This window comes from Phyllobacterium sp. SB3 (genome assembly GCF_040009165.1).
Classification (GTDB): Bacteria; Pseudomonadota; Alphaproteobacteria; order Rhizobiales; family Rhizobiaceae; genus Phyllobacterium.
Genome location: NZ_JBDYKI010000003.1, coordinates 851,217 through 857,413, shown reverse-complemented (window position 1 = coordinate 857,413; position 6,197 = coordinate 851,217). Strand labels below are relative to the sequence as shown.

6 protein-coding genes are annotated in these 6,197 nt (G+C 61.3%); 5 read left to right on the top strand and 1 reads right to left on the bottom strand.

Annotated elements, in window-relative coordinates; all coding sequences use genetic code 11:
* The first annotated feature begins 141 nt into the window (after positions 1–141).
* The 4 genes from ABKW30_RS15350 (at position 142) to ABKW30_RS15335 (ending at position 4,347) form a co-directional block, all read left to right on the top strand.
* Positions 142–1,131: a GlxA family transcriptional regulator gene (locus ABKW30_RS15350; protein WP_348599770.1), complete on the top strand. Its 990-nt coding sequence runs from the start codon at positions 142–144 to the stop codon at positions 1,129–1,131.
* Positions 1,132–1,442: 311 nt separating this feature from the next.
* The gene (locus ABKW30_RS15345; RefSeq protein ID WP_348599769.1) at positions 1,443–2,819 is read left to right on the top strand and encodes an NAD-dependent succinate-semialdehyde dehydrogenase; all 1,377 of its coding nucleotides are present in this window, start codon (positions 1,443–1,445) and stop codon (positions 2,817–2,819) included.
* Positions 2,820–2,956: 137 nt separating this feature from the next.
* Positions 2,957–3,820 (top strand): NAD(P)-dependent oxidoreductase, encoded by an 864-nt coding sequence (locus tag ABKW30_RS15340; RefSeq protein ID WP_348599768.1) that lies wholly within the window; start codon positions 2,957–2,959, stop codon positions 3,818–3,820.
* 131 nt (positions 3,821–3,951) lie between these two features.
* A complete protein-coding gene (locus tag ABKW30_RS15335; protein WP_348599767.1) occupies positions 3,952–4,347 on the top strand; it encodes a tautomerase in 396 nt (131 codons plus the stop codon).
* Positions 4,348–4,371: 24 nt separating this feature from the next.
* Here ABKW30_RS15335 and ABKW30_RS15330 read toward each other — a convergent pair whose 3' ends face one another.
* The gene (locus ABKW30_RS15330; RefSeq protein ID WP_348599766.1) at positions 4,372–5,301 is read right to left on the bottom strand and encodes a GlxA family transcriptional regulator; all 930 of its coding nucleotides are present in this window, start codon (positions 5,299–5,301) and stop codon (positions 4,372–4,374) included.
* A gap of 106 nt (positions 5,302–5,407) precedes the next feature.
* Here ABKW30_RS15330 and ABKW30_RS15325 point away from each other — a divergent pair, with 106 nt between their 5' ends.
* Complete coding sequence (locus ABKW30_RS15325) at positions 5,408–6,187, top strand: SDR family oxidoreductase (protein ID WP_348599765.1); 780 nt, start codon at positions 5,408–5,410, stop codon at positions 6,185–6,187.
* Positions 6,188–6,197 lie beyond the last annotated feature (10 nt).

The following is a 6,197-nucleotide window of genomic DNA, read 5'->3' as shown; positions in this document are numbered from 1 at the left end:
ACGCCCTTCTCAGAAGTATTGCTCATGATGTTCTCCATCGGTTGCCGCTCGGAACTGAGCGATGACGATAGAGATACAGTTGCAAATCGAAGTCTCAAATGTCATATAAGCGTAGATTTAGGACACCCATAGAGGTCTGCCATGCGTGATATCGCCTTCGTCGTTTACCCCGGTTATTCAGTAATGGCCTTGGCCGTCGTCGCGGCGTTCGAGGTCGCCAACAGCATGGCCGACGACCCGCCCTACCAGCTCCTCTATGTCTCCGAGAAGGGCGGCCCGGTCAAAACCTCGGCCGGTATGATGCTTGACACCGAGAAGTTCACGAACATGCCGTTCGACACACTCGTCGTTGGCGGTGCCACCATTCCGGAGCCGTCAACGCCTGGCATGGTCGCGTTCATCAGGGATGCGCTCAAACGGCATCGTCGCATTGCCGCGATCTGCACCGGCGCCTTCGTGTTGGCCGAAGCAGGATTGCTCGATGGTCGCCGTGCCTCGACGCACTGGCTGCACGCGCGCGAACTGCAGCGCCAGTTTCCGAAGGTGAAGATGGACGAAGACCGGATCTTCGTGAACGATGGGCCGATCTGGACGTCAGCCGGCATGACCGCCGGTCTCGACCTCTGTCTCGCGTTGATTGAAAACGATCTAGGGCCCGAACTTGCAAAGGCGGTCGCTCGCAAGCTCGTCATCTATCACCGCCGAGGTGGCGGCCAGACCCAGTTCTCCACGCTCTTGGAGCTGTCGCCGAAATCCGATCGCATCCAAGCCGCGCTGACCTACGCGCGCGACAATCTCCACAAACCGCTCAGTGTGCCAGACCTCGCTGACGCCGCTCACCTCAGTCCCCGGCAGTTCAGCAGGGCATTTCACCAGGAGACAGGTCAATCACCGGCGAAGGCGATCGAAAACTTGCGCGTGGAGGCGGCACGCAACCTCATGGAGCAAAGTCGGCACCCAATCGATATCGTCGCGCGGCAAACTGGTTTTAGCGACCGCGACCATATGCGCCGCGCCTTCTTGCGCGCCTTCGGCCAGCCGCCGCAGGTGCTCCGCCGCAACGCCCGTCTGGAGTCCGTCGACTACCAGGACGCCTCCGGGAGCCACGATGATACGATCGGCGCCGAATGACCTAAATCGCCGTGTATTCGACATTTGAGACGAACGGCAACGGCCTTAGCTTCATGGTGCGGTCGGTTGGCCAAGGGATTGTCCTTTAGCTCGCTGTCCGTGCGGCCGGAATTTCGGCCGCGACGCACATGGTTCGGATCGTTGGTCTTGGGCGCTGCTTTGCCGCCTGCTGGTAGAGCGCCATCGGAGGCGCAATGCACGGCAGACGTCTGCCAGCTACGAGCTGAATTGTGTGCGCCATGCCAACGGGCGCCCCTTCGATAGGCGGGCACTCGCGAGGCATTGCCTGTCATCAATCGAAGGATCTCAACATGGCTTACCAAACAATAAACCCAACGACCAATGAACTGGTCAAAACCTACCCCAACCACACCGACGCCGACATCGAGGCGGCGCTGGCTGCAGCTCACAAGCTCTACAAGTCGGCTTGGTCCAAGGGCCCGATCCAGCCTCGGCTGCAGGTGCTCGAGCGGCTTGCGGACCTGATCGATGCTCGCAAGGAAGAACTTGCCAAGATCGTCACCCAGGAGATGGGCAAGTTGATCTCCGACTCCCGCGACGAAGTCTGGATCATAGCGGAAATCGCCCGCTTCTATGCGCGCAATGCAGAGCGCTTCCTGGCGCCGGTGTCGATCGACTCCGCCTTGGGCGACGCTTGGGTCGAACATCATCCAATCGGCGTCATGCTGGTCGTTGAACCCTGGAACTTTCCCTTCTACCAGTTGATGCGCGTGTTCGCTCCCAACCTGGCGGCGGGCAACCCCGTTCTGGCGAAGCACGCGAGCATCGTGCCACACTGCGCCACGGTATTCGAGGAGTTGGTAAGGGAGGCCGGCGCACCCGAGGGGGCCTGGGCCAATCTGTTCATCACCTCTGACCAAGTCGCCAAGATCATCGCCGACGACCGCGTGCAGGGCGCCGCGATGACCGGCTCAGAAGGCGCCGGCAGCGCCATCGCCGCGCAGGCCGGCAAGCACCTCAAGAAGTCGACCCTCGAAATGGGCGGCAACGACGTGTTCGTCGTTCTCGATGATGCGGACCTCGACAAGGCAATCGAAGCCGGGGTGTTCTCGCGCCTGCACATCAGTGGCCAAGAGTGCATCTGCGCGAAGCGTATCGTGCTGCATGAGAAAATCGCCGACACTTTCCTCGAGCGGTTCACCTCGGCCATGGCGTCGGTGAAGATCGGCGATCCCATGGACGAAGCCACCAAGCTCGGCCCACTTTCCTCGGCCGATGCCAGCGTAAACCTGGCGAAGCAGGTCCAGCGGGCACTCGACGCCGGCGCGACCCTTCATTTGGGCGGCAAGCCGATTGCCGGCAGCGGCAATTTCTTCGAGCCCACCATCCTGACCAACGTCACGCGCGACAACCCGGCCTATTTTGAGGAATTCTTCGGTCCGGTCGCCCAAATCTACGTTGTTCAGAATGACGACGAGATCGTGGAGCTGGCGAATGACTCTCGCTTCGGCCTCGCTGGCGTTGTGTTCTCGCAGGACATCGAGCGGGCGAAGTCGCTGGCCTCTCGTATCGAGACTGGCGCGATCTGGATTAACACGTTCGCAAGCACGGCGCCCGAGCTGCCCTTCGGTGGCGTCAAGCGTTCGGGCTACGGTCGTGAACTGTCCGAACTCGGCATTAAGGAGTTCGTGAACCAGAAGCTCGTCCTGGTCAGCAAAGCCGCCTGAGAAAGCCGACAAGCGAAACGCGCGGGGGCGGCGCTTGCCCGCCCCCGCGCATAACGGCTGCGGCTGCAGTTTCCGCGCGCCCAACCGGCAGGCGGCCCACCGAGCCCGGCTCCAATCAATCGAGATAAGGGGTGTGCATGATGGCAAAGATTTCCGTACTGGGTCTGGGGGCTATGGGCTCGCGCATGGCGGCCAATCTCCTCAAGGCCGGCCACGCAGTCACCGTCTGGAACAGAACTCCTGCGGCCGCCGATGCGTTGGTCGCGGCCGGGGCCACACAGGCCGCGAACCCCAAGGTCGCCGCAGGCGGGGCCGATTTCGTAATCGCCATGGTCCGCGATGACGAAGCCTCGCGCAGTGTTTGGCTCACTCCCGAGACCGGGGCTCTTTCCGGGATGACCGAGGGGAGCATCGCAATCGAGAGTTCTACCTTGACGCCAGGCTGGATTCGCGAGTTGGGAAGCGCTTTCGCACAGGGCAGCCACGCATTCCTCGAAGCGCCTGTCGCCGGCTCGCGGCCGCAGGCGGAGGCCGGTCAGCTCGTCTACCTTGTCGGTGGCGATGAAGTAGTTTTGAACGCTGCTGAGACGGTGCTTCGGTCGATGGGAAGCGGCGTCCGGCACGTTGGCCCGCTCGGATCTGGCGCGACCGTGAAGCTCGCCACCAATGCATTGCTGGGTGTCCAAGTGACGGCACTGGCGGAGTTGATCGGTCTGCTGAGCAAGTCCGGCATTGATGCACGTCGCGCCATCGACGCAATCGCGAGCACGGCCGCCTGGAGTCCCGCCGCGACCTATTTGTCCAACACTATGCTTGCGGAGAATTTCACGCCTCAGTTTCCGATTGAACTCATTGAAAAGGACTTCGGGTACGTTATCGGCGAGGCTAGCTCCGCAGACGCGGTGCCCACACTGGTCGCGGCGCGCGAGGTGTTTCGGCAGGCGATCGAGCGTGGGTTCGGTGCCGACAACATGACCGGCGTGGTACGGTTGTTCAAATAGGCATCAGTTCCGATCCGTCCTCCTGGATCGTTGACCGAGGCGCTGCTGGTCTGCTGGTCGAGGGTAGACCAATAGCGTCTGGCCTCCTCCGGCAGCGGAGGCATAATATATTGTGGAAGTGGGAACGAAAGATGCCATACCTTCAGCTAGACTTGAACGGTCGATACTCGCTGGAAAACAAGCAAAAGCTCGCGGCGGCAATGAGCAACACTTATTCGGAGATGATGTCGGTCGACATCAGGCGAATAAGCGTCGCGATCCGGGAGTGCGGAGACGGAAGCGTGTGGCGCATCCCTGAAGCGGGCGGCGAGCCGGTTCCGGTTTCAGTCATGATGCTCGATATCCGCCGAGGTCGTCCACCGGAACTCCGGATGGAAGTGGCGAAAGCACTCTGCGCACATTGTATCGAGATCCTTGGCCTCCGCGAGGACCGCTTGAACGTCGAGTTCACCCAACACTCAGGGGACGAAATGTATCATCCGACCTTAGGTGGATTCAGTCCTGAGTGGGAGCCCGGCGAGCATTAGGCAAGCGAACCCCCGTGGCGGGCGCTAGGCGGCATTGCGGCGCACCGACTGAGGCGGCTGACCGATTGTACGCAAGAAGGCGCGCCGCATACGCTCACGATCCGCGAACCCCGTCTCGAAGGCGATGGTTTCGATCGTATGGCGTCCTTGCTCGAGCATCTGACGAGCAGCCTCGACGCGAAGGCGCTCCACTGCCTTCGCCGGGGTTTGACCCGTCTCATCGCGGAAGGCTCGGCTGAATTGGCGCGAGCTTAGATTTGCCGCTTCGGCAAGCTCCTCGAGCGAGAGCGGGTTTTTGAGGTTGGACTTGGCGTAGGTCAGCGCGTTTTGAATCCGGTCAGACTTGGGTGCCAGGTCGAGAAGCGTCGAATACTGCGATTGCCCTCCTGCACGACGATGGTAGAGCACGAACTGGCGCGCGACAGCCCGGGCAACTTCGATCCCGTGATCGTCTTCGACCATTGCCAACGCCAGATCAATTCCGGCAGTCATCCCAGCGGACGTCCAGATCTGACCATCCTGGACGAAGATCCGATCCGCTTCGACGCGGACATCTGGATAGTGTCGCTCCAATTCGGCGGCCATCATCCAATGAGTGGTTGCTCGCCGGTTCGCCAGAAGTCCCGCCTGAGCGAGAATGAATGCGCCGGTGCAGATGGCTGCGATCCTCCGAGTGGTCGCCGGCGCTCGCCGCAGATATTCCAGCAACTCCTCGGACGCCTCCGGGTGCGCAGCACCCCCACAGACGATGAGGCTGTCGAAGGAATCGCTTCCAAGCGGCTCGCTAAGCACTGCGACTGCACCGGTCCCTCGGATCGCGCCACCCCCTTCAGATCGGATCGTGACCTCATAGGTCGGTGAATTGAGCGCGAGGTCAGCGACCTCAAACACCGAGCTAGCCGCAAGGCAGACCAGTTGGAAGCCTGGATAGACGATAAAACCGACTTTGTGCATCAGCGAGCCCCCAAATGGCGAGAAAGGTGGCAACTATGACATTTCCGCCATGCCAAGCAAGCTCTATGGTGTTTTCCAGTAATGTTTTTACCAATTGGAGAATTTTATGCCTCGGCTTGAAGGAAAGATCGCTGTCATCACAGGTGCCAACTCGGGCATCGGCCTCGCCACTGCCGAAACATTCCTCGCCGAGGGTGCGGCTCGTGTCTATCTGACCGGCCGCCGCAAGACCCAACTGGATGAAGCGGTGGCGACCTTGAATGTGCTCGACCCCACTGGTTCGCGAGGCGCGCGCGCGGTCGGCGTACAGGGCGATGTAACGAACCCGGTAGACCTCGACCGCCTCTATGAGCAGGTGAAGGCCGAGGTTGGGCGCATCGACGTCGTGTTCGCAAACGCCGGCTATGCTGCGCCGTCAGGCCTGGGCGGGCTGACGGAGGAGCATATCGACGGGCTCCTCAACACCAATGTCAAGGGTGTGATCTGGACGGTGCAAAAGGCGCTGCCGCTGATCGGCGACGGCGGCTCGATCATCCTCAGTTCCTCGATCGTCGGCACGAAGGGCTTCGACGGGTGGAGCATCTACAGCGCCACCAAGGCGGCCGTGCGCTCCTTCGCCCGCACCTGGGCGGCCGACCTGAAAGGAAAGAACATCCGCGTCAACGCCATCAGCCCAGGCGTGATCCAGACGCCCGCCTGGACGGAATCGGATCTTCCCGAAGGGCAGGTCAACGGCTTCTTCGACTTCGCAGCGTCGATCACGCCCCTTGGGCGGATTGGGCGCGAAGAGGAAGTGGCAAAGGTGGTCGCCTTCCTGGCCTCCGATGACAGCAGCTTCGTGAACGGCAGCGAGGTCTTTGTCGACGGCGGTATCGCCCAGGTCTGAATGCCTTCGT